We start from the raw sequence: 25,115 nt of genomic DNA, 5'->3' as shown, positions 1-25,115 counted from the left end.
TTATTTATTTTTTAACAAAGCAGCAATTACCGACTGTTTACTATTGTTTAAAAGTGCTTTTTTATCACGTTGATAAATATCATCTCTAAAGTTAACCAGTTTGTTTTCATCAACCCATGCAGTCCAATAGACTAAATGAATAGGAAGAGGCTCATCTAAATGAAACGTTTGAGTACTATTTTGGGTACGAGCGCTGTCTATATGATTAAGTGTTTGTGCCTCTCCTTCGTGCTTAATGATCTCACGCGCTAACGAAAAAGGTTTTTCTATCCTTATACAGCCATGCGATAAAGCACGATTTGATTGGTTAAAGCGCTGCTTAGCTGGTGTATCGTGAACATAAATTGCTTCAGCGTTAGGAAATAAATACTTAACCTCTCCAAGAGGATTTTGGCTCCCTGCTCGTTTTACTAAAAAATGATCAAATTGGTACGGCTTAATAGAATCCCAATCAATACTGCTAGGATTGACAGTTTGTGAATCTAGGTAGCTGTTTTTTCTAATCTCAATATTATTTTCTACAAGATAGTCAGGATCTTCGGCTACTTTTGGAGCAATTTCCTTGGTAGCGATTGAAGTGGGTATACGCCATTCAGGATTAACTACAAACTTTTCTATTTCGTCACTAAATGCAGGTGTTTCCCAACTTGGTTTACCTACAATTACATTATTTTTTAACTTTACGTCGCCCGCTTTTACAAATCGTAAGCTGTACTCAGGAATGTTTACATACACATATTGCTCATCACTTGCGCCTGCAAAGTTAGTTATTCTGTAAAAGTTAAGTTTTAACTTATCAAGCTTTTGCTTTGCGGGAATGTTAAGCACTGCAAAGGTACGCTTACCTACTCGGCCATCAACTTTTAAACCATGACGACTTTGAAATTGTTTTACAGCTTGTTCTATATCTTTATCGAACATGCATATGGTTTCGTCGCAACCATTACTTTTTAAGTCACGCTCTTGATATAAACGCTGCGCAAGTAAGCTCACCTCTTTACTATTACTGCCTAGCTCAAGTAATTCGTCGTTATATAAGTGTGTAAAACCACCGTTGTTAACTATTTCTTGATACCAATTAATGGCTTTTTCTGTACGTTCAATTAACTGCGCTGAATATTGGTCAAAGTAATAGCTGTCATCAGCTTGCATATACTTTTGTGAGTTGTAAGTAGTTAGTGAAGAGTTTGCAAGCACTACACTCTCAAGCTCATTTGCAGCAAGAGTGGGTGCTGAGCATAAGCCGCTCATGCTAATAAACAATGCAGTTTTTAAAGTAAAACGCTTTGCTTTAGTAAACGCTAGATTTGAAAATGAACCCTTCACTGTGTACCTCCTCGCTAAATATCGTTGATAAATGCTTATATACTTACCACTAAATAGTACTTTGAAGGTGCAACGGTAATGCCAAATTAAAAAAACAAACTAAACCATTGAAAGTTAGTGGTTTTTTAAATTTCGTGTTTTATACGTAAATAAATTAGATGAGTGAATATGTAATTAATATGCCCAAGTGTGTAAAGTTGCTATGGCAATTAATCGTTTAAAAAAGCTAAAAAGCCACGCTCATAACGACTCAGGTACTTCGTTTTTCGTGGTAATGAAAGTGACTCCCTCCATGTGGTTTGAGTATCTTCATCTTCTTTACACAGCGTAATTAGATCAGGATGCACATACGATTTACGTGCTATAGCGGGGGTATTACCGAGTTGCTCGCAGACACTATCAAGCATACTTTTTAAAGTAAGCGCTCCTTTGGCTTTAGCTAATTGTTTAAATGCAACCACGCTTGCTCGCCAAGTTCTAAAATGTTTTGCACTAAACTCCTCACCCATTATTTGTTGAATGTACTGATTTATTTCACTTGATGTAATATTAGTGCGCTCACCCTCATTTATATACTGAAACAAATGCTGCCCGGGCAAATCTTGTAAGTCTTTTATTACATGGCTAAGCACCCTATCGGTTATGTTTACTTCACGCTCCTTGCCTGATTTAGCACGGTACTTTAGCTGGATATTTTTACCCGTGAGTTTTGCATGGCGTGTGCGTAGTGTTGTGGCGCCAAAACTTTTATTTTGCTTTACGTTACGTTCGTTACCTACCCGCAGCGCACCTAAATCCATAAGCCTTACCACTGCCGCTAAAGTACGTTCAATATTAAGCTCATCGCCTTGTAAATCTGTTTCTAAACGCGATCTTAACAAAGGTAGTTTATTACCAAATACTCCACATGCTTGGTATTTTTTTGCCTCTTGTTGCGATCTAAATTCAGGATGATAGCGGTATTGTTTTCGCCCCTTACTATCAAACCCTGTCGTTAAAATATGTCCATTTTCTTCAGGGCAAAACCAAACGTTTTTATAGGCAGGCGGAAACGCCAATCCGTTCAAACGATCAATTATATTTTGTTCCTTTATTTGCTTACCGATTGGATCAAAGTAAAGCCAGCTTTTATGCTTTAGTTTGCGAGTGATCCCTGGCAGATTATCGTCAACGTAAATTAGCTTCATTTACCCTCCAATTATATTTAAAGCATACGGCTAAATATAAAATGTACCATTTTAAAATAACCTTAAACTGAACAAGATTATTGATATATAATCAAAAACCAGAAAAGATAAAAATACATATTATATTCGTTAGTTTAATAACGCTTATATCCCCCCTTAACTGGGTATGCTGTTAAAAAGGAGCATTCAATGGCTTTTGATTATGGATCGATTGATCTTGGACTAAAAAACCCCTTCAAGCTTGAAGGTAAAGTTACTGCACTAAGAGGGCTTATTGAGTCTATTGCTGGTGTGAGTTTACTTGTGATTGCAGCTGGCTCTGTAAAAGAGGATGCAACTGCCGGTTGGATTTTAATGATATTTGGCATGCTTATTTTAGCAATGGGCATTCGCTCTTTATCATCGGGAATATACGCTATCCTCAAGTATTTTGTTGGCAGAAACCACCCAACGTCGTTAGCTTATAATTTCAGTAAATCAGAAAGCTCAACCGCACAAGAAGAGAAAAAAGAGGTAGCCTACTCAGCTCAATCTCTTGAAGAAATGCTAGTTGGTCGTAAAAACAGTACATTTAAAGAACCCAACGGCTTTTTATCTCGCTTGTTACACAGCCTAATCCCTAAGCTTTTATTTTTACCTTATCCTATTCGTAACATTGCTCAGCGCTTATTTGGCTCATGGGTCAGCACACTAGTTGCCCTTGTCGCTTATGCACTTGTGGCATTTGTGTCTCTATCTGGTTTTACTGGTGAAGCCGGTGAATTAGCTTTTCCTGTATACAGTGCCATATTGATGTTTTATGTGCTTTTTTCTTGGCGCTCTTCAGGCAAACCTATTTCGCGTAATGCAGAAAAAAATATCGAAGCTTTAGGTACTGGCGCACTTGCTAAGATTATTTCTTTGTCGTTTATTTTACCTATTATTATTGGCCTTTCTATGTCGTGGTTAATGCAAGAGCAGCATATAAGTAAATCGCAAATTGATAGCTGGTTAGAACAATTACCTAGCTTACATGCAGGCTTATATTTAGTGGCTATTATTGTATTGGCTACTCTTAGCTGTGCACTTGTTTTTGTAATGATAAAAGCACGTTTAAATTCGGTAACGCCTACAGCTGAAGTATCAGAGCTTCGTGAGAATTGGCAAGAGTCTGTTCATCCAGATGAAATATTTATAAACCTTGATAACCTAGTAATGGCTAATCGCCGCTATAAAGAGGTTCCAAATAGAGTTTACCGCGAATTAGATCCTAAACTACAAGAGCAAATAGAAGGTAAAGGCGGCTTTAAAGGTGAAATGATCCAAGAGATTCAACCTAAATTACATCCTATGGATTTAGGTAAAAACTTCTCACTTGCCCGTTTGCTTGCTTTATTAAGCGGTAATTTACTTTATATAGTAGCACTCACATTCACTGTACTTTTTGCCTACTCGCTTATTAGTATTTACCACTATGTTGATGCGACAAACATAAATACTCTTGAGCAAGCATTTAATAGCCAGCACATTATTCAATTTAGTGAACTACTTATGACAAGTTTTCACTTTTTACTAATAGGTATACTTATAAAAGCGTTTGCTCAGTTGCTTATTAATAATGCGCACCTGTTTTTTGCCGAGATGCAATTTGAGTCATTACTTGTGTACTTTAAATGTGAAGGTACTTTTACTGAATCGAAAATTTCAACGGGTACAGGTATTCACGACAGTACTCGCTCTGAAAATACATTAGTGCGCAGTAGTATAACGCCTTGGATTATTGTATCTCGTGTTATTTCTACAACATTTGCAGCAACAGGTATGAAAAACCTAGAGCACCCTCGCCATATTATGGAAATGCATAAAGACGAAGGCCAATTACAGGCTATCAAAAACGACGTAGTTGCGTTTTTGAAAGACCGCGAATCTATTGCTTCAATTACGAGTGAGCGCGATTTAGGTAACGCGTCGCAAATACATCAGCTAAACCAACAAACCCGTGCGATGCCTACTCAGCAAGCTATCACGAAAGATGACGAGGAAGCTGCGGGTTACCTCAGACAAGAAGAAAATTTATCTGGCGAACCTAAAGCCTAAGTAAACGTTACAAATAATGCCACCTTGTAAATAAGGTGGCATTATTTTATGCCTCAATTAACTTCATTACCTCTTTTATACTCAACAACATGATTAATACTGTATTAGTGCACAAAGCCCTTGCTTTATACGCTAAAACCCAAATAATAAGGTATTAACCACAGGGTAGAATGAGGAAAATGAGTTACATACTAACCACCCAATGTGCCGATGATGTAGGCTTAATAGCCAAAATTACAGGCCTGTGTCATGAACACAATTTAAACATTACACGTAATAACGAATTTGTAGATAAAGACGCAAAACGCTTTTTTATGCGCACAGAACTAACTGGTGAACCTCAAAGCGACTTTTTAGATAAGTTAGAAGCACTATTACCAAAAGGCGCTCAGCTTACTTTACATAATGGCGCAAAAACAAAAGTAGTTTTACTCGCCACTAAAGAGGCACACTGTTTAGGCACTGTGTTGCTTAAGCAATTTGAGCAAGCATTAAATATTGAAGTATTAGCTGTAATAGCTAACTATCCTGATTTAGAGCCCTTAGCAAAAGGTTTTGATGTACCTTTTCATGTTGTATCGCATGTAGGCTTAACTCGCGCAGAGCACGATAAACAAGTAGGTGATGTTATTGCCTCTTACAACCCAGATATTATTGGCTTAGCTAAATACATGCGTATTTTAAGCCCTGAGTTTGTTGGTCGTTTTGAAAATAAAATCATTAATATTCATCATTCATTTTTGCCTGCCTTTATTGGCGCAAAGCCTTATCATCAAGCATTTGAACGCGGCGTAAAAATTATTGGTGCTACAGCTCACTTTGTAAACAATGAGCTAGATGAAGGCCCTATTATTTTGCAAGACGTAACCAGCGTAACACATGCAAATACCGCCGAAATGATGGCTAAAATGGGTAAAGACGTAGAAAAAACCGTATTTAGTAAGGCTCTACAACTAGCCTCTGAACACAAGCTATTTATTAACGGCAATAAAACCGTCGTGTTTAGCTAAAACACCTTTATACATTCTAAAAGCCAGCAATTAGATTCTCTAATGCTGGCTTTTTTATACCAAATAATTTAACTCAATTCTTCATTTAAAAATATAATAACCGAGTAAAAATTGGCACCTTATTAAGGCCTATAATAAATAGGTGACTCAGGTCCAACAGGTAACCCTAACGCGAACACCCACACGTAAAATAAAATTACCCAACCAATAAAAAACACAATACTGTATGGCAACATAGTGGCAACTAACGTCCCTATCCCCATGTCTTTTTTATATTTTACTGCAACAGCTAAAATTAACCCAAAATAGCTCATCATTGGGGTAATTAAGTTTGTGACGGAGTCACCAATACGATAAGCAGCCTGAATAGTCTCGGGTGCGTAGCCAATGAGCATAAGCATAGGTACAAAAATAGGGGCTGTAATGGCCCATTGAGCCGATGATGAACCTAAGCTCAAATTAACCAGTGCACACATTAAAATAAATAGTACAAACACTTCTGGTCCAGTCAGATTCAACGCCTGCAAAAGAGCCGCACCATTAATTGCCAATATAGTGCCTAAGTTTGTCCATTTAAAAAAGGCTACAAATTGTGCTGCAAAGAAAACTAACACAATATATAAGCCCATAGAGCTCATGCTTTTACTCATTGCATTAATAACATCTTTATCGTTTTTCATACTGCCAACTACTCGTCCATAAACAAAGCCTGGCACACTAAACGTGACGAATATAATTGCTACAATCCCTTTTAAAAAAGGTGAGCCTGCCACTTGGCCTGTTTCTGGATGGCGCAAAATGCCATCAGCAGGAATAATCGTCCAAGCAAATAACGACAAAACAACCAATAAAGCAACGCCTGCCCACTTCAAACCTAACTTTTCATGTGCGCTTAACGTATCAATATTGTTTTGCGATAAATCTATACTTGCTTCGTCTGGGTTGTATTTACCTAACCGTGGCTCGACTATTTTTTCGGTCACTAGCGTACCAAGCGCAGCAATAAGTAATACCGATATCATCATGAAGTACCAGTTAGCCTCAGCGCCAACCTCATAAGTAGGATCAATCATTTGTGCTGCAGGCGTGGTAATACCTGCTAATAGAGGGTCTATTGTTCCTAATAATAAATTAGCACTATAACCCCCAGATACGCCAGCAAAGGCAGCCGCTAAGCCAGCTAAAGGATGGCGCCCCAAACTATGAAATATCATTGCAGCCAAAGGAATTAAAACAACGTACCCAAGCTCAGATGCAGTGTTAGACATTATGGCCGCGAACACCACCATAAAGGTAACTAAGCGTTTTGAAGCCCCCATTACCATGCCGCGCATAGCTGCAGAGAGTAACCCTGAGTGCTCTGCAACACTTACACCGAGTAATGCTACCAATACGGTACCTAAGGGCGCAAAACCAGTAAAGTTAGTCACAAGACCTGCCATAATACGTTGTAGGCCCTCTGCACTGAGTAAGCTTACAACCTCAATAACACCATCAGGTGCACGACCTGCTGCGCCAACCGGGCGCGGGTCAATAGCACTTAAGCCAAACCAGTCGGCAATGCCACTGATTAACACGATTGAAACTGCAAACATCGCGAATAAAGTAATAGGATGGGGTAGCATATTACCTAAAAACTCAACGGTCGCTAAAAAGCGATTAAATAAACCGTTATTGCCTTTAGGTTGGCTATTAGGTGAATGTGTGGAGTCTGTCATACTTAGCTCTATAAATTACAAAATTTCGCTAACCTAGCATTGTTTGCAAATGAGATCATGTATAAAAGGTAAATAACGTGTAGATTTTAAGTATAAAAAAAGAGCCGTGTAAGCTCTTTTAAAATTTTTATGCTTGTTCTATTGGTTCTAATTGTAATTTAGCTGCAATTAAAACGGCTTGAGTACGATTGTAAACTCCAAGCTTTCTGAATATGGCTGTAATGTGTGCTTTTACTGTTGCTTCTGATATGTTTAATTCATAAGCTATTTGTTTATTAAGTAAACCTTCGTGTAAATATTGAAGCACTCGGTATTGCTGTGGTGTTAGTGATGCAACCTGTGCTGCAATTTCTCTATCTTCACCTTCAATTTCAGCTACTTTATTTTTAAGCTCTTTTGGTAGCCATGTATCGCCTTCAAGTATTTGGTTTATTGCGCTGGCAATATCATCAGACGATGACGATTTAGGAATAAACCCCATAGCACCGTAGCCCATTACTTTTGAGACTATATTAACGTCTTCACTACCTGAAACTACTGCAATGGGTAAGCTCGGATAATCTTCTCTAATACGAATAAGACCATATAAATCACCATTTCCTGGCATGTGAAGGTCTAGCAGTAATATATCAAGATCCTCTTGCTCGCTTAACACGTGTAATGTGCTGTCAAAATCTGACGATTCAAAAACCTCTAAATCTTCAAACTTTGCACTCAATGCGCCCTTTAGTGCTTCGCGAAATAACGGATGATCGTCCGCTATTAAAAACTGACTCATGGTTCACTCCTAATAAATTCGGCCGCCAGTAAGATATAAAATCTTTTCTGACAGCCGATATACTACGTTTAGAATCAACTTGTAATCAAGCTTTTAACGCGCATTTAACGATTTAATCTGTTCTCGATTAGATCATCCACTACAGACGGATCTGCAAGTGTTGACGTATCACCTAATTGTTGATGCTCATTTGCAGCAATTTTACGTAAAATACGGCGCATAATCTTACCTGAACGTGTTTTTGGTAAACCCGGTGACCACTGAATCATATCCGGCGATGCTATAGGGCTAAGCTCTTTACGAACCCAGCTGCGTACCTCTTTAGTTAGCTCATCGCTCACAGTTACGCCTTCGTTAGGCGTAATATATACATAAATACCTTGGCCTTTTATGTCATGCGGGTAACCAACAACGGCGGCTTCAGCTACGGCTTCATGCGCAACTAATGCACTTTCTATTTCAGCAGTACCTAAACGGTGACCAGACACATTAAGTACATCATCTACGCGACCTGTGATCCAGTAATAGCCATCTTCATCGCGGCGACAACCATCACCTGTAAAATAAACACCTGGGTATGCGCTAAAGTAAGTTTGCTCAAAGCGTTCATGGTCGCCATAAACAGTGCGCGCTTGTGAAGGCCAGCTATCTAATATAACTAAGTTCCCATCAACAGCGCCTTCTAGTGTATTACCTTCTGCATCAAATAATGCAGGTGCAATACCAAAAAATGGATGTGTCGCAGAACCCGGTTTAGTGTCGGTCGCACCCGGTAGTGGTGTAATCATAATACCACCGGTTTCTGTTTGCCACCACGTATCTACAATCGGACAATTTGACTTACCAATTTGTTCGTAATACCACGTCCACGCTTCTGGGTTTATTGGCTCACCTACAGAACCTAAAATACGTAAGCTATCGCGATGCGAAGACTCAGTTGGCTCATCGCCTTTGGCCATTAAGGCACGAATGGCAGTTGGAGCCGTATATAAAATAGTAACGTTATGTTTATCAACCACTTCCCCCATGCGCCCAGCAGTTGGATAAGTAGGTACACCTTCAAATAATACTTGAGTACACCCATTTACTAATGGGCCATATGCAATATAGCTGTGTCCTGTGATCCAACCTACATCGGCACTACACCAATAAACATCATCATCTTGTAAATCAAATACGTATTCATGAGTCATTGATGAATAAACTAAATAGCCACCAGTGGTATGTACCACGCCTTTAGGCTGACCAGTAGAACCTGATGTATATAGTATAAATAAAGGGTCTTCAGCATTCATAGGCTCTGGTTTGCACTGCGCTGGTAAATCAGCGACTAAATCGTGCCACCAAATATCATGGTCATTCCACTCAACTTCACCGCCCGTTAATTGATGCACAATAACGTGCTCAATTGTAGTTACTGAGTCTTGCGATACTGCTTCATCAACATTTGCTTTAAGTGGCACACAATTGCCTGCACGACGCCCTTCGTCTGAGGTGATCACCACTTTAGCGCCAGAATCTTTAATACGGTCAGCTATAGCGGACGGTGAAAAACCACCAAATACCACAGAGTGAATTGCACCAATTCGTGCACACGCTTGCATTGCATAAACTGCCTGAGGAGTCATGGGCATGTAAATAGCAACACGATCGCCTTTTTGTACACCTAGCTTTTTAAGGCCATTAGCGAATTTAGCCACTTCATCGTGTAACTGTTGATAAGTAATATTTTCGCTTTCATTGGGGTTATCACCTTCCCAAATAAGCGCAACTTTGTCTGCTTTAGTTTTCAAGTGGCGGTCAATACAGTTGTAAGACGCATTTAAATAGCCATCTTCATACCATTTAATGCTGATATGGCCTTTATCAAAAGAAGTATTTTTAACTTTAGTATAGGGAGTGGACCAATCAAGGCGTTTGCCGTGTTCCCCCCAAAAACCTTCAGGGTCATCAATAGATTGCTTGTAAAGCGTATTATATTTATTTTTATCAACAAGAGTCGCATCTTTAATATGCGCCGGAACTGAATAGATACTTTGTGACATCTTCGTCTCCATTAAGATTGCTTGCCTTAGGCTCCTTTCAAGGATTACTCAGCAGTGCTTTATTAAGTATTAGACCTTAGTTGTACTCTGCTTTTATTTATCTATTTGTAGTTTATAATCCGTCTGCTTTCAATTATTTTACATAACCAATACAAGATGTTAAATGTAAGTAAATACAAACAAGTTCACTCTAAAACCTTAGTCTTATAGACCAATAGGTAATTGAGTAAATATTACGCATATTCAAAAGTGTTTGTGTAATTAATAAAGTTATTTGCAGTATTACATGCCAAAGCTTTATTTAACGAATGAAAACAATATGTGTATTGAAAAGCCAAATTAGCACCCTTTTTTATTCGTAAGTAATACTAGTAGCAAGTAATACAGCCTTATATGAAAAAAAAAGCAACAAACAACAAGTAGCCTATAAAGGACACCACAATGAAATTTACCCCATTAAAAACATTGGCAGCAAGCGCTGTACTATGTGCACTATCAAGTACTGCTTATGCGGCAACAGCTGCAAAAATTGGTGATACCGAATTTACCTACGGTGGATACATTAAATTAGACACAATGTGGAGTGATTACTCTGCGGGTGCACCTTCTGGCTCAAGTGTCGGTCGTGATTTTTACGTACCAAGTACACTTACTGTTGGCGATGACAATGACTCTGATGCTGTGTTTGATATGCATGCACGTGAATCTCGCTTCAACTTTGGTACTTCTACGTTAATGGATAACGGTAAAACAGTAAAAACCAAAATTGAGCTAGACTTTTTAGCATCAGCGCCTGGCGGCAATGAGCGTGTATCAAATTCATACGCACCGCGTATTCGCCATGCTTTTGTTACTTACGATGGTTGGTTATTTGGTCAAACATGGTCAAACTTTCAAAATGTTGGCGCTTTGGCCGAAACACTCGATTTTGTAGGCCCAGCTGAAGGCACTGTGTTTGTTCGTCAAACTCAAATTAAATACACAACGGGCGCTTGGTCTTTCTCATTAGAAAACCCAGAAAGCACTATTACTACACAAGGCGGCACACGCGTAGAAACTGACGACGCATCACTGCCTGACTTTACCGCCCGTTATACTCACAAAGCTGATTGGGGTAACATTGTAGTTGCTGCACTTGCGCGCCAACTTACATATAAAGTAGGCGATGTAGATGCTGACGAAACATCATTTGGTATTAGCGCGTCTGGTCGCGTTAACTTTGGTGAAGACTACCTTAAATTTATGCTTACTCAAGGTAAAGGCTTAGGCCGCTACGTAGGCTTGAACGTTGCACATGGCGCAGTACTTAATGGTGATGAACTAGATGCAATTGATTCAACATCTGGCTTTGTAGCTTATCAGCATAAGTGGACGAGTAAATGGCGCTCAACATTCCTATACTCGTTCTTCTCTGCTGATAATAACACTGATTTGCTCTCTATCTCTGGAGATCCGACTGAATCAAGCCAAAGCTACAGCGCTAACATTCTATACTCACCGGTTAAACGTTTAACTTTTGGTGCAGAATTTAAGCACGCAGAACGAGAAACTGAAAGCGGTGTTGATGGTGATTTAGAACGTTTACAATTTTCTGTTAAATACTCTTTTTAATAAATAAAAACAGCATAATCAATTAAGCGGCCTAGGCCGCTTTTTTTAACTAAATTAAAAAAGTATTCACCTAATCACATGGCTATTTTGTACTTAAATCTAATATATTGTTATAAATCCCTACGACGATATGGAGCTTTGCCTTTACTTACCTGAGTTTGAGACTTTATTGAGGCGCCTTTTTATAAAACTTTAACTTAGAGCATAAAAATATATCCACATTAATTTAATGTGAGCTAGTTTAATAGTTGGGAGATTCAACCAAGATAAATTGTAAAAAACTGCCACCTTCCCGCAATCCTCAAAGAAGCCCTATTAATTACAAGCATATTTCTGATTAGCAATATCGTTTCGTCAGTCGGAAATATATTAAAAAATAAATGTCTAATTTTAAACAATAGAAACACACTTACAAATGATAATAGTTTTTATTTGAATTTGTGATTTTCAAATAGTAGAATATGGCAAATATTTAAATAAACTCAAATAATAAGTTCTATTAATTAAGGGAAAACATGAAACTCAATCGCACTTTTGCACTTTCTTCATTAGTTTTGGCTATGGGTTTTTCTGCTCACGCACAAGAAACAGCAGCTACTAGTACAGTTGAAAATAATAATGAAAAAATGGAAGAAATATTAATAGTTGGTGTACGTCAAGACCGAGTTAGTCAAGGTGCTACAGGTTTAACCATGGAGCTTAATGAAACACCACAATCTATTAGTGTAATAGATGCAAAACAACTTAAAAACTTTGCAGCAAACAGCATTAATGACGCTATGAAAATGGCTACAGGCATCACTGTAGAGCAAGGTGAAACTAACCGTACACGATATACCTCACGAGGCTTTGATATTAAGAGTACTCAAGTTGACGGTGTTGGACTGCCTAATAACTGGGGCCTTGTTACAGGTGCTATGGAAAGCTACGGTTATGAAAAAATAGAAGTTATTCGTGGTGCTAATGGGCAATTAACAGGTGTAGGTAATGCTGCGGGCACTATTAACTATGTTCGAAAGCGCCCAACAAATGAGAATGAAGGTGAAGTGGGTATATCTGTAGGTTCATATGGCTTCAAACGCTTGCAAGCAGATTATTCATTTTTATTAACAGACTCAGGCAGTTGGGCTGCTCGATTTGTTGCTGCTGCAGAGGATTCTGATTCATACCTAGACGGCTTAGAAAACGATCGCACTTACTTCTCTGCTGTAATTGATGGACAACTTACTGGTAATTCAACACTTTCATTCGGTGCCTCATATCAAGATGCAAATACAGATGGGACAATGTGGGGAGGTTTGCCACTATCTTATGCTGATGGTACGCAAGCAGAGTGGGACGTAAGCGCAAGCCCAACTCAAGAGTGGACTAAATGGGACACTCTTAATACCACTGCTTTTATTGAATATACTTATGTATTTGATAATAACTGGGAAATTAAAACAACTTATAATTATCAAGACTCTGAAGATCAAAGCAAATTACTTTATCTTTATGACGCTTATGGAATGTTTGATAGTGAAACTAATTTAGGTTTAGTCAGTCTTCCTGGACGATACGATACAGAGTTCTCAGCTGATTTATTTGATATAACGGCTAAGGGTGAATACAGCTTGTTTGGTCAAGAGCATGAATTAATGCTTGGTGGAAGTATTTCACAAAGCACATCCTACTCTTTTACTAACTCTTACGATGCTGCAACGACAGAAGCTTATGGTTTAGCTCCTGCTTTTCCATATGCTTTAGATGCGATCGCTGAACCTATTTGGGGCGAGCAAACTAAATATGCTGATATTGATGTTACTTTGAAGCGTTTTTTTGGTTCAACTAAATTAAACCTAACAAGTGACCTATTTGTTATTGCAGGCTTTAACGCTATTGATTATGAGCGCTCAGGATTTAGCCAAGGCGTTGATATAGATAATAATGAGAGTGAAGTAAGCCCTTACCTAGCAACAACCTATGCAATTAATGATGATGTTAACTTGTACGTAAGCTACTCCGATATTTATCAACCACAAGAACAATACGATTACGACGGTAACTTTTTAGATCCAAGTAAAGGCGTTAATTACGAAGTAGGTGTTAAAACTCAATGGTTTGATGATCACCTGCTTGCAACCTTTGCAGTGTTTAGCGCAAAGCAAGATAACATTGCAACTTATGCTGGGCTAAATGCATCTGGGTTTACTTACTATAAAGGAGCCGACCAAGATACGCAGGGTTTTGAATTAGAATTAACAGGACAAATAACTGATGATCTAAACGCTGTATTTGCTTATACATACTTAGATATTAATGATGATGCTGGCGATAGCTCTCATGAGTGGGAGCCTGAAAATGTTGTTAATTTTTCATTAGATTATACGCTACCTCAACTACCTCAATTTCAATTCGGCTTAGCCGGTAAATGGCAATCAAAAACAGCAAATATAGCCAGTAATGTTAAACAGGATTCTTATTTACTAATGAACGTATTTGCTAGATGGGAAGCTAACGAAGACCTATCAATTCAAGCTAACATTGATAATATTACAGATGAAAAATATATTACTAGCTTAGCTAATGTGGGATTTTATGGCTCACCTATTAGCGGAAAAGTTAGCTTAACTTACCGCTTTTAAAATACTATTTTACTTAGAGCTCATTCTTTAACTATTAGAAAATGCTTTTACTGGGTAAAATTTATAGCGCATGATTGCTCTGCACTGAATTGAGCAAAGCAATTACTAGTGTATGCTCATGCGCTATCTAACCATAGATTTTTTATAAGCTTAATTTAAAAACGACACATTATATGTGTCGTTTTTATTTTTAGGCGGCAGTTTTAAAGCTAATTAAATTCCAATCTATATTATTAGCTATCGAGTGCTAAAACATCATCACTTTCTTGCTATTTAATTGCTCTATATTGCAAGCAGTCAAATAGTCTGCATTAAGCTGGCAGCTTAAAATAATTAATATTAATTTAACTTATATAAGGTCTTACTAGCGTTAAAAAAATTGCGCTAAATCTAGGCAATATTTTTTATCTGGTTGTGCTAAATAAAACTTTTAACCACCTTATGGTGTAACTTAATTCGTTTGGCTTCACCAATACTTATGCAGGTTGGTAATAAGTATTACTGCTATTTTATATTGCAGGCCCCCACAAACAAAAAAACGCTAACCATTGCTGGTTAGCGTTTTTTATAAAGCTCGGGTCAAATCAAGCTTTGAGAACGTTTTAAACCTTAAAGGTCTGCGTCATCGCCTAACTTATCTTCACCGTCTTCTGGTTCAATAGTCGCTTTTAGCAATAACATGTCGCGTAGTTTGCCTTCAATCTCATCTGCAATTTCTACGTTTTCTTTCAAAAACTTAATTGAGTTTGATTTACCTTGTCCTACTTTATTACCATTGTAACTGTACCAAGCACCTGCTTTTTCAACAATTTTGTGCTTAACACCTAAATCAATTAGCTCGCCTTGCTTAGAAATACCTTCACCATACATGATGATAAATTCGGCTTGCTTAAACGGAGGTGCTACTTTGTTTTTAACAATTTTAACGCGCGTTTCGTTACCAACAACTTCATCGCCTTCTTTTACAGAACCAATTCGACGAATATCAATACGAACTGATGCGTAAAACTTAAGAGCGTTACCACCAGTTGTTGTTTCAGGGTTACCAAACATTACACCAATTTTCATACGAATTTGGTTAATGAAAATACATAACGTGTTAGAACGTTTAATATTACCCGTAAGCTTACGTAATGCTTGCGACATTAAACGTGCTTGTAAGCCCATGTGCGAGTCGCCCATGTCGCCTTCAATTTCAGCTTTTGGTGTAAGTGCAGCAACAGAATCGACAATAACAACATCTACCGCACTTGAACGTACTAACATGTCACAAATTTCTAGTGCTTGCTCACCCGTATCTGGCTGAGACACTAAAAGCTCATCAATGTTAACACCTAGTTTTTGTGCGTATACTGGATCTAGAGCATGCTCAGCATCAACAAAGGCACATGTTTTACCTTCTTTTTGAGCTTGTGCGATAACTTGTAAAGTAAGTGTTGTTTTACCTGAAGATTCAGGACCATACACTTCAACAATACGACCCATAGGTAAACCGCCTATGCCTAAAGCAATGTCGATCCCTAATGAACCAGTAGATACTGCATCAATGTTTAGGGCTTTATTGTCGCCCAGTTTCATGATTGATCCTTTACCAAATTGACGCTCTATTTGTGATAGTGCAGCGTCCAACGCTTTTTGTTTGTTATCGTTCATTTTGTTCTCCAAATCCAGCTAATGCGAACAAGTATACTGTATGAAACCACAGTATCAAGCGAAATTTATAAATTTATCTTCTCTATAGTTTTTTTCAATGAAAATTCAATAGCTTGCACTCTAACTTGCGTTCTATCACCACTAAATACTTGCTTAAAAGTGAATTGCTTACCAGCAATTTGTATGCAAAACCACACAAAGCCAACAGGCTTACCGGGAGTAGCGCCGCCCGGCCCTGCAATACCTGAAATAGCAATAGCAACATCGGCATTAGCCGCGTTTATGGCACCAAATGCCATTTCCTTCACTGTTTGCTCGCTTACCGCTCCAAATTGCTTCAATGTGCTCGTCGCTACATTAATTAATTCGTGCTTTGCCTCATTGCTGTATGTAACAAACGCACGCCCTAAATACCGCGAGCTACCAGGGGTATCTGTAAGCGCATAACTCACTCCGCCACCAGTGCATGATTCAGCAGTAGTGATCCATAAGCATTTATCCGTTAAAATAGCGCCTAATTGCGCAGCAAGTGTTTTAATCTCTTGATGTAATTCCATATTCAGCCTTTGGGTAAATACATGTCGTTTGATCTTTATGCACCACACACTATAAAACAACAAACCCCTATGATGCAGCAGTATCTAAAAATAAAATCAGAGCATCGCGATATTTTATTGTTTTATCGTATGGGAGATTTTTACGAACTCTTTTTTGATGACGCTAAACGCGCAGCTCAACTTCTTGATATATCGCAAACGCACCGCGGTAAAGCGGGCGGCGATCCAATACCTATGGCCGGTGTCCCTTATCATGCCGTAGAGAACTACTTAGCCCGTTTAGTACAAATGGGCGAATCGGTTGCTATTTGTGAACAAGTTGGCGATCCCGCAACCAGTAAAGGCCCTGTTGAGCGAAAAGTAGTACGTATTGTCACACCCGGCACTATTTCAGATGAAGCACTACTACAAGAGCGACAAGACAATCTACTGACCAGTGTTTGGCAAAACAAAAAAGGCCAATACGGCATTGCTTACCTTGATATAAACTCAGGGCGTTTTAACATTGTAGAAGTAAATACTGACGAAGCTTTTAGCTCAACGCTACAGCGTTTATCGCCAGCAGAATTACTCTATAGCGAAAACTTTGTAAATACACATTTAATTGAACATATTAAAGGGGCTCGTCGTCGCCCTGAGTGGGAGTTTGATTTAGATACGGCGCAGCACTTATTGTGCGATCAGTTTGGTACCAAGGATTTAGTGGGGTTTGGTGTAGAAAAAGCTCACTCTGCACTCGTAGCCGCCGGCTGTTTAATGCAATACGTAAAAGATACACAACGTATTGCTTTACCTCATATTCGTGCTATTACGCTTGAGCACAATGAGCATGCGGTTATTTTAGATGCCGCAACCCGTAAAAATTTAGAACTAACGGTTAATCTATCAGGTGGATTTGAAAACACCCTCGCACAAGTACTTGATAAAACGGCAACAGCGATGGGCTCACGTTTATTAAAACGCCGAATTCACACACCTATACGTAATAAAGATGAGCTTAATTCTCGTTTAAATGCTATTAGTGCAATTTTAGACGTACAACTTTACAGCGAATTACACGAGTCACTTAAAAATATCGGCGATATAGAACGTGTAATAGCGCGTTTAGCGTTATGCACTGCACGCCCAAGAGATTTAACACGCCTGCGCAGTGCTCTACAAGCACTTGCCCCGCTGCATAATTTATTAAGTGATGCGAGTGACCCGCGCATAACAAGTATTATCCAACACTCGCCAGAACTACCAGATCTACAAGCATTGCTAGAGCGTGCTGTTATTGATAATCCGCCAGTACTTATTCGTGATGGGGGCGTGATTGCGCCGGGTTATAATAGCGAGTTAGATGAGTGGCGTAACCTTAGTAAAGGCGCAACAGATGTACTTGAGCAACTTGAACAACGCGAGCGTGAACGTACAGGCATTAGTACATTAAAAATTGGCTATAACCGAGTACACGGCTTTTTTATAGAAGTGAGTCGCGCAAATTCACATTTAGTACCTGCTGATTATATTCGTCGCCAGACACTTAAAAATAATGAACGCTATATTATTCCAGAGCTTAAAGAGCATGAAGATAAAGTACTTGGCAGCCAATCAAAAGCGCTCGCGCTCGAAAAACAACTATACGAAGAGTTATTTGAATTTATAGCCCCGCACATTGAACAGCTGCAAATAATGGCCGCTGCGCTTGCTGATTTAGATGTATTAAATAACTTAGCAGAGCGTGCCTTTGCACTTAATTATGCTAAACCACAATTATGCGACAACGACAACATTAGCATTAAACAAGGTCGTCACCCAGTTGTTGAACAGGTAATGAAAGAACCCTTCATTGCAAATCCCGTAGAGCTTAATAGCCAGCGCAAAATGTTGATTATTACAGGTCCAAATATGGGTGGTAAATCAACCTATATGCGTCAAACAGCGCTTATTGTATTAATGGCGCACATTGGCTGTTATGTCCCTGCTGATAGCGCAAAAATTGGTAATATAGACCGTATATTTACGCGTATTGGTGCAAGTGATGATTTAGCCTCTGGCCGCTCAACCTTCATGGTTGAAATGACCGAAACCGCCACTATTTTAAATAATGCTACAGCGCAGTCTTTGGTGTTAATGGATGAAATTGGGCGAGGTACAAGTACCTACGACGGGCTTTCGCTTGCGTATGCCACAGCTGATCATTTAGCATCAAAAATTTCAGCTAAAACACTGTTTGCAACCCACTACTTTGAACTAACAGAGCTTGCAGAGCAAACCCAAGGTCTTGTAAACGTACACCTTGATGCAATAGAGCATAACGACACAATCGCATTTATGCATACAGTTCTCGACGGTGCAGCAAGCAAGAGTTTTGGTTTACAAGTAGCTGCACTTGCCGGTGTGCCTAAAGCGGTAATTGCGCAAGCTAAACAAAAACTTAAGTTACTTGAAAATCACCAAAGTGTTACTGCGCCTAATACAGAGCAACAAACGTTTTCATTTAATAACGACGCTGTTATTGAGCCTTCACAAGTCGAAGAACAATTAAGTGCTATTGACCCTGATAATTTATCGCCTCGCCAAGCGCACGAACTGCTTTATAAATTAAAAGCACTGCTTTGAACTTATAAATATACAGTTTAAATAAAAGGGAACTATTGTCTAAAAATAATAAGGCCAAAAGTAAATACTTTTGGCCTTATCTATATATTTAATATTTAGCTTCATAACCAAAGATTAAATATCTGTTTGGTTATTACCATTTTCGATTAAGTGCTTAATCATTTCCTCTGATTGGTTTTGAACATCTGCTGCTGGCGTGGCATCGTCAATACTTCCTCCACTTTGTGCTGGGCTATAAGCAATCGCGGAGCCTTCTTCATCAAGTAGATTATTTAAAGCGACTAACTGCTCTGTTTCGGAGTCAATTATTACATCGTTTATGCTCAGTGGTTCTGTTTCACTAACCTCTACCACCTGCTCTGCCGTGCTTGCCATTGTTCCTACATTTTCTAAATTGATGGTTTCGGTGTTTAACACTTCATCACCTTGCGTATCACCCAATGCTGACTCATCAAAAAATGATGCTGGCATAGTGTCGCCAGCACCTGAGCTTGCTCCATTATCGTAAATATTGCCGGACTCTATAAACACATCATTACCATTTTTAACTTGGTAATTACCGGCTTCGTCCACAGTATAGAAATACGCATTTTCAAGACCTGTACCCAGTAAATTTAAGAGATTCAGATCTAAATTAGTAGAGTCCCAATTACCTTGAGCATCTACAACTGCATATGGTGCTGAAGTTAATGCTAAATCAATGCTTAAAACTAATGAGTCAAAAATATAGACTTTACTTCCCTCACCGCCATCAGATGTACCTTCGTAACCAACTAAAACACTCACAGGAGGTAGAAATGGTAGTGACACATCTAGGAGGTACTCAGGCGTTACTGTAAAGTTAATTGGTGTTGTATCAATAACCAACCCAGATACGCTACCGCTTGAGGTTGTATTACCTGATGCATCAGTTGCTACTGCTGTTACAGTATAAGCCCCTTCAGATAAGGTCGTATTAGCTGTAGCACTCCATACACCTGATGCATCAACAGTTTCTATTAATACAATACTTTCAGTTGGACCACTAAAGGTAACAGTTACAGACTCACCAGGAGCGGCTGTACCTGTTATAATTGGGGTTTGATCTGCTGTTATTTCTAACCCAGAGTCAATTGTAATACCTGAGTCAATTGTGCCACTTGTGGATTGCGTACCAATATTACCTGCACCATCAGCAATGCTTACATCTACAGTGTAATTACCTTCACTAAGCACTTCTTCAGCCTCAACACTCCAGGTTCCACCATCACCAACTGTTTTTTCAACACTGTGCGAAGCACCAGCTGAATCTGTAAACGTAACTATAACCGCTGCACCTGCAAAGCTTCCCGTAACAGACCCTGTAACAGTAGGCGTTGTTTCTTGCCCTACAACTATAATTGGATCTATGACTACAGTTGGCGCTGTGTAATCGGTACTTGACACCATCGTATCGCTAGCTGAGTTACCCGCTGTATCGCTTATTGATGCTGTTGCACTAAAGCTACCTTCACTCAGTGCTGTATTCGCTATTACTGACCATGTGCCACTTCCTGAAACTTGAGCGGTAATAGTTTGTGAATCGTTATTAGCATCAGTAATAACTACGCTCAGCGTTGTACCTGCTGGTGCATTACTTGTCCCTGTAATGGTAGGTAGCGGATTATTAGTAACTGCTAACTGCTCAATTTCAATTGTTGGCGGTGTTAAATCAATTACGCCATCAAGGCTTGTAGTACTTGTACCACCTAAATTTTCAACCGTAGCAATCACTGTAAAAGTGCCTTCAGCTAATGGTACTGCAGGTACTAAAGTCCATAAACCTGCTATAGCCATTGTATTATAAGTGGTAGCCGTGCCGTCACTGTCAGTAATAACGACCTCTACGTTGCCATTTAATACATCTGTTGTGCCGCTAATGGTCGGCGTTATATCACTTGTATCAATTACTGGGTTTATCAACAAACTTGGCAAGGTTGTACTAACTGTACCAATTTGATTTACAGTGGTTTTATTTCCAGCGCTATCAATACTTATAGCCTCCACTGTAATTTCTCCTTCAGGTAATGCAGAAGCAATCACAGACCAACTACCATCTCCAAGAACAGTAGTTGTTACTGTTTGTACACCACCTGTTGAGTCAGTGATATTTACTGTAATTAGACTCCCTACTTCTTCATCGCTAGAGCCTGTAATTGTTGGTGTTAAAGTATTAAGTACTCCGAACGCATCTATTTCTAACGCAGGCGGAATGGTATCTATAGTCACTTGCTCAATGAGTGATTGCCCAGTATTACCTGCAGCATCAGTTATACTCGCATACACACTATAAATACCATCTAATAAGCTAGTTGTTACTAAAGACCACTTGCCATCGCTACCGACAATAGCATCGAAAACTGTTTCTTCACCATTACTGCCAATAACAGTTACATCAATGTCTGTACCTGGTGCTTCTTCTGATGTACCTGAAATTGTTAATATATCAGTATTGCTAATGCTCAGTGGTAAAATATCAACCACTGGCACCAGTGTATCAACGACGAATTCAAGCGTATCGGTAACTACGTTTCCTGCATCATCTGTAATGCTCACATTAGCAACGTGTTGCCCTTCAGTTAGCGCATCTATCTGGAGTGAAAATAACCCAGCTGCATTCACTGTCGTTGTGAGTACTGAACCACCGTCCAGCTGAATCTCTACCACACCATTAATTAAATCACTGGTACCTTGAATTATTGGCGATGAATCTGATGTTGATCCAATAACCTCTAAGCCAAGTGTTGGCGATATGGTATCTACAACATCGCTCACTAAGGTTGTTGTTGTTAAACCGACTTCGTTTACTATATCTACGGTTACATTAAATAATCCTTCAGCGAGAGATTGTGGTACTCGAATAGCCCAAGATTGATCGTCTTGCACTATTGCAACTAGCTCTTGTACCGCGTTCTCGCTATCAACAACTCTAACTAACACTTCCGTGCCTGGTGCTTGATCGGTTGACCCACTAATTATAGGCAGATCCCCCTCTCCAGTTACAAAGTTAACGACTGCATCGAGTAGCGGCGTTGTGTTATCTATATCTGCTGTTGTTATAGTCGTTGTATTACCCGCTTCATCTGTAGCTGATGCAGTCACTGTAGACAAGCCTATAATATTAATTGTCAGGCCAAGTAATTCCCAATCACCATTAGCGTCGGTGAGTACTTCATAAGTACTATCAACTAAACTTCCTGCAAGTCTAGTTGTTACAGTTACAGTTTGATTAGGGCCCAAATCAGAGGTACCAGATAGTGACAATAGCCCTCCAACTAAAAATGAAGGCACTATTGTTAACTCAGGTCCAACGGTATCAACTTCGCCACCGGTTTTACTATCAGTAGAAATATTGCCTGCAGCATCGCTAATAGTTGCACTTACACTGTAAACACCGTCAGCCAAAATATTATCAGCAGCCGCTTGCCAGTTACCATCAGCGTCTGTTTGGACTGTCATTTGATGAGAAGCCCCTGCAGAATCAGTAAAGGTAACAATAACATTGGCGTTGGCTTCGTTTGATGTGCCCGAGATCAGAGGTGTGCTGTCTTGTGTAAGTACTAGTGAACTTTGGTTAATACTAATCTCAGGTGCAATGGTATCTATAGTCGCGGTGACAAGTGCATCACCGGTATTTCCTGCATTATCGGTAATAAACACCTCAACAGAATAATCTCCTTGTGAGAGACTATTACCGGCCTCAACAGTCCAAGCACCGCCGGCTTGCACTGTTGTGTTTACAGAGTGCTCGTTACCTTGTGCATCAATAAATACGACAACAACGCTATCACCTATTGTTGCTCCGGTAACACTACCTGACACACTGGGAGTTAAATCGGTACTGCCAACAATGTCGTCAATGGTTACGATTGGTGCGGTTATATCAACTATACCTGTAGAGCTCGTATTTACAGGGTTACCAGCTGTGTCTGTAGTTGATGCGTTTATAGTATATGAACCTTCACTCAGCTCTATACTTGCTGCAACCGACCAAGTACCATCAGCCCCTACCGTCGCATTAATCGTTTGCTCATCGCCTAGGCTGTCAGTAAGTAAAATCACAACTATTGCGCCTTGTGGAGCTGTCGAACTTCCTGAAATTGTAGGTGTAGTATCATTAGACATTACCGGCGGTGTAATATTAAGTGCTGGTGGAGTTAAATCGATCACGCCCTCGCCCGCTGCATTACTCGTTAAGCCACCTTCAGTAACACTAGCTGAAACAGTAAATTCACCTTCTGGGAGAATATTTGTCGCATCGACACTCCACACCCCGCCTACCACAGATGTAGTTACAGTATGTGAAACGTTATTAACGTCAGTTATAACGACTGTGATTTCTGTGTTATCTGTCGCACTACTTGTGCCTGATATTGCAGGTGTTTGATCGTTTGTATCAACAATTGTATTAATATTAATTGTAGGCGCATTGGTATTTAATATTGCGGTACTATTTGCAACGGATTCATTCCCTGCGACATCAGTAACACTTGCAGAAACAGTAACTTCACCATCAGTCAGTGCATCTGTAATATCTACAGTCCAAGTACCTCCTGCACTAACAACAGTTGTGTAAATCTCGGTATTACCTCCGTTAGTCACAGTTACTGTAATACTCGTGTTTTCAGGTTCATTAGATGTGCCTGAAATAGTTGGCGTGCTCTCATTAATTGTACCTAATGCGTTTATAGTAATACTTGGTGCTTGAGTATCAATAAAACTCGAACCTGTATCGGAGCCTGCATTGCCAGCGTCATCGGTAATACTTACCTCTACATCATAATTGCCACCTGGCAAGCTTGGCGCCGTAACTTGCCAATCGCCGTTAGCATCAACTATTGCGGTTAAAGTATGTTTATCACCGTTGCTATCTGTAATAACTATATCGACCACCGTATTCTGTGGTTCAGTTGAAGTACCACTTATTATTGGTGTAGCAGTATTAAATACCGTTATATCATTAAGCACAACAACAGGTACTTGGGTATCAATTGTTAAATCAATTGTCGTGCTGCTGGTATTATTAGCGACATCGGTAATACTTACTTGCGCAGTATAATCACCATCAACAAGTGCTACGGGGACATCGACTTGCCAATTACCATCAGTATCCACCGTTGCTATTAGTGTTTGACCGCCGATAATAATGGTTACATCAGCACCAATCTCATTACTTGTGCCTGAAATAATTGGCGTCGTATCTGCTGTAGTATCAATAGGATTAACACTAAGAGTCGGTCCAATACTGTCTATCTCACCTTGTGCTTGCTCACTAGTTAAATTACCAACTTCATCACTTACCTCTGCAATTACAGTGTACTGACCTTGAGAGAGTTCTGTTGGTACTTCAACAGACCAACCTCCATTTGCTTGAACAATAGCCGTAAATTCTTGACTCTGCCCAGCGCTATCAACAACGGTAAGTTGTATCGCAGCTCCCTCCTCCATATCAGTGACGCCAGAAATTACAGGCGTAGCATCGTTCGATAAGGCATCAACAGTCACTGTGAGCGCTGGTGCTTCGTTATCAAAATCAAGCGAGTTAACAGTAACAACGTTACCAGCGGCATCACTTGCACTTGCTGTTACATAAGCAAGACCAAGTAAGGGAACTGTTATATTTGCAACACCCCATGAGCCATCAGCATTTGTCGTAGCTGTGTAAATCGCGCCTACAGCGCCACCTACTAAATACTGAGTAATTGTGATCACTGAACCTTCAGGTAAATCCGACTCTCCCGAAAGTGAAACTAAATTACCAGTTGCAAATGCAGGAATAATTCTCAGATCTGGTGGGGTTACATCCACTTCACCACTGTCTGTGCTTGTGCCAGTATTGCCAGCAGCATCAGTAATGCTGGCGCTAACACTGTAACTCCCTTCGGCTAAATCAGTTGGAGGGGTGGCA

General features: G+C 39.5%; 13 protein-coding genes. 5 read left to right on the top strand and 8 right to left on the bottom strand.

Annotated elements, in window-relative coordinates:
* Both J8L73_RS02620 and J8L73_RS02615 read right to left on the bottom strand, forming a co-directional pair.
* Complete coding sequence (locus tag J8L73_RS02620) at positions 1-1,326, bottom strand: L,D-transpeptidase family protein (RefSeq protein ID WP_211014626.1); 1,326 nt, start codon at positions 1,324-1,326, stop codon at positions 1-3.
* 209 nt (positions 1,327-1,535) lie between these two features.
* Positions 1,536-2,513 (bottom strand): DNA topoisomerase IB, encoded by a 978-nt coding sequence (locus tag J8L73_RS02615; protein ID WP_211014624.1) that lies wholly within the window; start codon positions 2,511-2,513, stop codon positions 1,536-1,538.
* A gap of 189 nt (positions 2,514-2,702) precedes the next feature.
* Between J8L73_RS02615 and J8L73_RS02610 the strand changes: the two genes are divergently transcribed.
* Together J8L73_RS02610 and purU are read left to right on the top strand one after the other, a co-directional pair.
* On the top strand, positions 2,703-4,589 hold the full coding sequence (locus tag J8L73_RS02610; protein WP_211014622.1) for a hypothetical protein: 1,887 nt from the start codon (positions 2,703-2,705) through the stop codon (positions 4,587-4,589).
* A gap of 179 nt (positions 4,590-4,768) precedes the next feature.
* Positions 4,769-5,599 (top strand): formyltetrahydrofolate deformylase, encoded by an 831-nt coding sequence (purU, locus tag J8L73_RS02605; protein ID WP_211001479.1) that lies wholly within the window; start codon positions 4,769-4,771, stop codon positions 5,597-5,599.
* Positions 5,600-5,721: 122 nt separating this feature from the next.
* Here purU and J8L73_RS02600 read toward each other — a convergent pair whose 3' ends face one another.
* The 3 genes from J8L73_RS02600 to acs form a co-directional block, all read right to left on the bottom strand.
* Positions 5,722-7,317: an AbgT family transporter gene (locus tag J8L73_RS02600; protein ID WP_211014620.1), complete on the bottom strand. Its 1,596-nt coding sequence runs from the start codon at positions 7,315-7,317 to the stop codon at positions 5,722-5,724.
* 127 nt (positions 7,318-7,444) lie between these two features.
* Positions 7,445-8,095, bottom strand: coding sequence for a response regulator transcription factor (locus tag J8L73_RS02595; RefSeq protein WP_211001477.1), 651 nt, complete (start codon positions 8,093-8,095; stop codon positions 7,445-7,447).
* Between the two features lie 104 nt (positions 8,096-8,199).
* Positions 8,200-10,140: an acetate--CoA ligase gene (acs, locus tag J8L73_RS02590; protein WP_211014618.1), complete on the bottom strand. Its 1,941-nt coding sequence runs from the start codon at positions 10,138-10,140 to the stop codon at positions 8,200-8,202.
* A 441-nt stretch (positions 10,141-10,581) separates the two neighbouring features.
* On the opposite strand from acs, the gene J8L73_RS02585 reads away from it, so the two are divergent.
* Positions 10,582-11,751: a DcaP family trimeric outer membrane transporter gene (locus tag J8L73_RS02585; protein ID WP_211014616.1), complete on the top strand. Its 1,170-nt coding sequence runs from the start codon at positions 10,582-10,584 to the stop codon at positions 11,749-11,751.
* A gap of 515 nt (positions 11,752-12,266) precedes the next feature.
* Positions 12,267-14,375 carry a TonB-dependent siderophore receptor gene (locus J8L73_RS02580; RefSeq protein ID WP_211014614.1) on the top strand — a complete coding sequence of 703 codons (2,109 nt, stop codon included), beginning with the start codon at positions 12,267-12,269 and terminating at the stop codon, positions 14,373-14,375.
* Between the two features lie 609 nt (positions 14,376-14,984).
* On the opposite strand, the gene recA is transcribed toward J8L73_RS02580, so the two are convergent.
* Positions 14,985-16,028: a recombinase RecA gene (recA, locus tag J8L73_RS02575; protein WP_058547221.1), complete on the bottom strand. Its 1,044-nt coding sequence runs from the start codon at positions 16,026-16,028 to the stop codon at positions 14,985-14,987.
* A 65-nt stretch (positions 16,029-16,093) separates the two neighbouring features.
* Positions 16,094-16,585, bottom strand: coding sequence for a nicotinamide-nucleotide amidohydrolase family protein (locus J8L73_RS02570; protein ID WP_211001473.1), 492 nt, complete (start codon positions 16,583-16,585; stop codon positions 16,094-16,096).
* Positions 16,586-16,606: 21 nt separating this feature from the next.
* Here J8L73_RS02570 and mutS point away from each other — a divergent pair, with 21 nt between their 5' ends.
* Positions 16,607-19,189 carry a DNA mismatch repair protein MutS gene (gene mutS / locus J8L73_RS02565; RefSeq protein WP_211014612.1) on the top strand — a complete coding sequence of 861 codons (2,583 nt, stop codon included), beginning with the start codon at positions 16,607-16,609 and terminating at the stop codon, positions 19,187-19,189.
* 114 nt (positions 19,190-19,303) lie between these two features.
* On the opposite strand, the gene J8L73_RS02560 is transcribed toward mutS, so the two are convergent.
* Positions 19,304-25,115, bottom strand: a 5,812-nt coding sequence (locus J8L73_RS02560) for an Ig-like domain-containing protein (protein ID WP_211014610.1), incomplete at its 5' end; no start/stop codon positions are given.

It is taken from the genome of Pseudoalteromonas sp. MMG006 (assembly GCF_018101025.1).
Classification (GTDB): domain Bacteria; phylum Pseudomonadota; class Gammaproteobacteria; order Enterobacterales; family Alteromonadaceae; genus Pseudoalteromonas.
This window is presented reverse-complemented; position numbering and strand designations above follow the sequence as displayed.

Bases quoted from the DNA above. Each gene is read 5' to 3' on its own strand.
- J8L73_RS02610 (WP_211014622.1), top strand. From the start codon at position 2,703: ATGGCTTTTGATTATGGATCGATTGATCTTGGACTAAAAAACCCCTTC.
- mutS (WP_211014612.1), top strand. From the start codon at position 16,607: ATGTCGTTTGATCTTTATGCACCACACACTATAAAACAACAAACCCCT.
- J8L73_RS02595 (WP_211001477.1), bottom strand. From the start codon at position 8,095: ATGAGTCAGTTTTTAATAGCGGACGATCATCCGTTATTTCGCGAAGCA.
- acs (WP_211014618.1), bottom strand. From the start codon at position 10,140: ATGTCACAAAGTATCTATTCAGTTCCGGCGCATATTAAAGATGCGACT.
- J8L73_RS02580 (WP_211014614.1), top strand. From the start codon at position 12,267: ATGAAACTCAATCGCACTTTTGCACTTTCTTCATTAGTTTTGGCTATG.
- recA (WP_058547221.1), bottom strand. From the start codon at position 16,028: ATGAACGATAACAAACAAAAAGCGTTGGACGCTGCACTATCACAAATA.
- J8L73_RS02585 (WP_211014616.1), top strand. From the start codon at position 10,582: ATGAAATTTACCCCATTAAAAACATTGGCAGCAAGCGCTGTACTATGT.
- J8L73_RS02600 (WP_211014620.1), bottom strand. From the start codon at position 7,317: ATGACAGACTCCACACATTCACCTAATAGCCAACCTAAAGGCAATAAC.
- purU (WP_211001479.1), top strand. From the start codon at position 4,769: ATGAGTTACATACTAACCACCCAATGTGCCGATGATGTAGGCTTAATA.
- J8L73_RS02570 (WP_211001473.1), bottom strand. From the start codon at position 16,585: ATGGAATTACATCAAGAGATTAAAACACTTGCTGCGCAATTAGGCGCT.
- J8L73_RS02615 (WP_211014624.1), bottom strand. From the start codon at position 2,513: ATGAAGCTAATTTACGTTGACGATAATCTGCCAGGGATCACTCGCAAA.